This is a genomic window from Actinoplanes sp. NPDC051633 (assembly GCF_040681735.1).
Taxonomy (GTDB): domain Bacteria; phylum Actinomycetota; class Actinomycetes; order Mycobacteriales; family Micromonosporaceae; genus Actinoplanes.
In genome coordinates, this window is record NZ_JBFAZH010000787.1 from 1 (window position 1) to 3,696 (window position 3,696).

Sequence of the window (3,696 nt, forward strand, 5' to 3'; positions counted from 1 at the left end):
CGCCGACGTCCCCGCCAAGTACAAGGGTGAGTCGTGGGCGCGGCTGGGCGTCGACGTCGACAACGGCTTCCACGCGCTCTACGTGGTCTCCGCGGACCGTAAGCAGCAAATCGCCAAGCTGACCAAGCTGGCCAAAGAGGTCGACGAGATCTTCCTCGCCACCGATGAGGACCGCGAGGGCGAGGCCATCGCCTGGCACCTGGTCGAGACGATCAAGCCCAAGGTCCCGGTCAAGCGGATGGTCTTCCACGAGATCACCCGGCCGGCCATCCAGGCCGCCGTCGCCAACCCGCGCGAGATCGACCGCGACCTGGTCGACGCGCAGGAGGCTCGCCGGATCCTCGACCGTCTTTACGGGTACGAGGTCAGCCCGGTGCTGTGGAAGAAGGTGATGCCCCGCCTGTCCGCCGGGCGCGTCCAGTCGGTCGCCACCCGGATCGTGGTCGAGCGCGAGCGTCAGCGGATGGCGTTCCGGTCGGCGGAGTATTGGGACATCAACGCGCTGCTGGCGGTGCAGAACGCGAAAGAGGGGCCGCGTACGTTCAACGCGACGCTGATCGCGCTGGACGGGGACCGGATCGCCACCGGCAAGGACTTCGAACCCACCACCGGCAAGGTCAAGCCCGGCGCCGCCGTGGTGCACCTGGACGGTGACGGCGCCCGTGGCCTCGCCGCGCGGCTGGAGGACCGGCCGTTCACCGTCACCCGGGTCGAGGAGAAGCCGTACCGGCGCCGGCCCTACGCGCCGTTCATCACCTCGACGCTGCAGCAGGAGGCCTCGCGCAAGCTGCGGTTCTCCGCCTCGCAGACGATGCGTACGGCCCAGCGGCTGTACGAGAACGGCTACATCACCTACATGCGTACGGACTCGGTGAATCTCTCCGAGACCGCCCTGAGCGCCGCCCGCCGCCAGATCGCCGAGCTCTACGGCGAGGCCAACGTCCCGCCGCAGCCCCGCCGCTACACCGGCAAGGTGAAGAACGCGCAGGAGGCGCACGAGGCGATCCGCCCGGCCGGCGACAACTTCCGCACCCCGGGCGAGGTGGCCAACGAGCTGTCCACCGACGAGTTCAAGCTGTACGAGCTGATCTGGCGCCGCACCGTCGCATCGCAGATGACCGACGCGGTCGGCAACTCGATCTCGGTGCGGATCCGGGCCATCTCGACGGCCGGCGAAGAGGTCGACTTCGGCGCGACCGGCAAGACGATCACCGACCCGGGCTTCCTGCGGGCGTATGTGGAGTCCTCCGACGACGAGAACGCCGAGGCCGAGGACGCCGAGCGCCGCCTGCCCGCGCTGGCCAAGGACCAGCCGCTGGACGCCGAGGAGCTCAACGCGGTCGGTCACCACACCTCGCCGCCCTCGCGTTACACCGAGGCGTCGCTGGTCAAGGCGCTGGAGGAGCTGGGCATCGGCCGCCCGTCGACGTACGAGTCGATCATGCGGACGATCCAGGACCGCGGCTACGTGATCAAGCGCGGTCAGGCGCTGATCCCGGAGTTCCTCGCCTTCGCCGTGGTCGGCCTGCTCGAGGGGCACTATCCGCGGCTGGTGGACTACAACTTCACCGCGGCCATGGAGACCCAGCTCGACGACATCGCCGGCGGCGACCACGCGGCGCTGGACTTCCTCACCGCGTTCTACTTCGGCAGCGACCTGGGCGGCGACGACTCGATCGCCAAGGCCGGCGGCCTGAAGAAGATGGTGACCGAGAACCTGTCGGACATCGATGCCCGCGCGGTGAACTCGATCCCGCTCTACACCGACGAGAAGGGCCGCGACGTCGTGGTCCGGGTCGGGCGCTACGGGCCGTACCTGCAGCGGCAGGCGCCCGACGCGGCCGAGGACGCGCCGGAGGACCGCGCGTCGATCCCCGAGGGTGTGGCGCCAGACGAGCTGACGCCGGAAAAGGTCGACGAGCTCTTCCTCGGTGACGGCGGCGAGCGCAGCTTGGGCGACGACCCGGCGACCGGCGACGCCGTGCAGCTGAAGTCCGGCCGTTACGGGCCGTATGTGCAGAGCGGCGAGCGGCGGTCCTCGCTGTTCAAGTCGCAGACGCCCGACGAGCTCACCCTCGAGCAGGCGCTCAAACTGCTCGAGCTGCCTCGGACGATCGGCAAGGACGGCGAGGGCAAGGAGATCGTCGCGGCCAACGGGCGGTACGGCCCGTACGTGAAGCGCGACAACGACTTCCGGTCGCTGGACAGTGAGGACAAGCTCTTCACGGTCACGCTCGACGAGGCGCTGGCCCTGCTGGCGGCGCCGAAGTCGCGGCAGCGCCGGGCGGCCGCCCCGCCGCTGCGGGAGATGGGCAACGACCCGGCCACCGAGAAGCCGATGGTGATCAAAGAGGGTCGCTTCGGGCCGTACGTGACCGACGGTGAGTTCAACGCCTCGCTGCGCCGCGGTCAGACGCCGGAGGAGCTGACCGTCGAGCAGGCGTCCGAGATGCTGGCCGAGAAGCGTGCCAAGGGCCCGGCGCCGCGCAAGAAGGCGGCGGCCAAGAAGGCGGCGCCGGCGAAGAAGACGGCAGCCAAGAAGGCGGCGCCCGCGAAGAAGGCAGCGGCCAAGAAGGCCGCTCCGAAGAAGGCGGCGCCCAAGAAGGCCACCGCCTCCACCGACTAGTCGCCGAGCACCCGGTCCAGGTATTCGTTGGTGAAGACCCGGGCCGGGTCCACGCGGTCGCGCGCGGCCAGGAAATCGTCGAACTTCGGGTACGCCTCGCGCAGCGACGCCGCATCCCGGTAGTGCAGCTTGCCCCAGTGCGGCCGCCCGCCGAGCGGCGCGCACACCGCCTCGACGGCCCGGAAGTACGGCTCGTACGGGCTGCCGGCGAACTGGTGGACGGCGATGTACGCGGACTCGCGGTCGTACCCGTGCGACAGCCACAGGTCGTCCGGGCCGGTGAACCGCACCTCGACCGGGAACTGCACCCGGAACGGCAGCGCCTCGATGATCCGGGGCAGCGCGGCCAACACCTCGGGCATGGCGGCGCGCGGCACCTCGTACTCCATCTCGGTGAACCGCACCCGCCGCGGCGTACAGAAAACCTGGTCCGACCGCGCGGTGTAGGTGCGGGCCGTCAGGGCCCGCGCCGCGACGGCGCTGATCGTCGGCACCGCCGCGGGCACCGCCCGGCCCAGCCGGCACGCGCCCTGGAAGATCGTGTTGGGCAGGAAGTCGTCGTCCAGCCAGCCGCGGAACCGTGACAGCGGCCGGTCCGACGCGGGCACCCGGTTGTTGCGCTTGAGCTGCGCCCGGTCGGTGTACGGATACCAGTAGAACTCGGTGTGGTCGTTGGCCGCGAGGTGCTCGTCGAGCCCGGCCAGCACGTCGGCCAGCGCCATCGGCCGCTCGTCGGCGAGCAGGGTGAAGGCGTCGACGCATCGCAGGGTGACCTCGGTGATGATCCCGAGGGCGCCCAGCGACAGGGCGGCACCCTTCAGCAGTGGGTCCGATTTGTCCACGTTGATGACGTCGCCGGTGCCGGTCACCAACGTCACGGCCTCCACGCACGAGGCAAGCGTCGAATATGCGACACCCGTGCCATGTGTGCCCGTCGAGACAGCTCCGGCCACCGTCTGCACATCGATGTCCCCGAGGTTGGGTATGGCCAGCCCATGCGCGGCGAGCCAGGCGTTGAGATCGGCGAGGACCGCGCCGGCCTGCACCGTGACCAGATGCCCGTCCACGGC

The 3,696-nt window shown here is 70.1% G+C and carries 2 protein-coding genes; one reads left to right on the forward strand and one right to left on the reverse strand.

Going from position 1 to position 3,696, the window contains the following annotated elements:
- The coding region (topA, locus tag AB0M20_RS32000; protein ID WP_364304061.1) for a type I DNA topoisomerase at positions 1–2,626 on the forward strand (2,626 nt) is incomplete at its 5' end.
- On the opposite strand, the gene AB0M20_RS32005 is transcribed toward topA, so the two are convergent.
- Positions 2,623–3,696: D-arabinono-1,4-lactone oxidase (locus AB0M20_RS32005; RefSeq protein ID WP_364304062.1), on the reverse strand; the 1,074-nt coding region annotated here is incomplete at its 5' end. The genes topA and AB0M20_RS32005 overlap by 4 nt on opposite strands.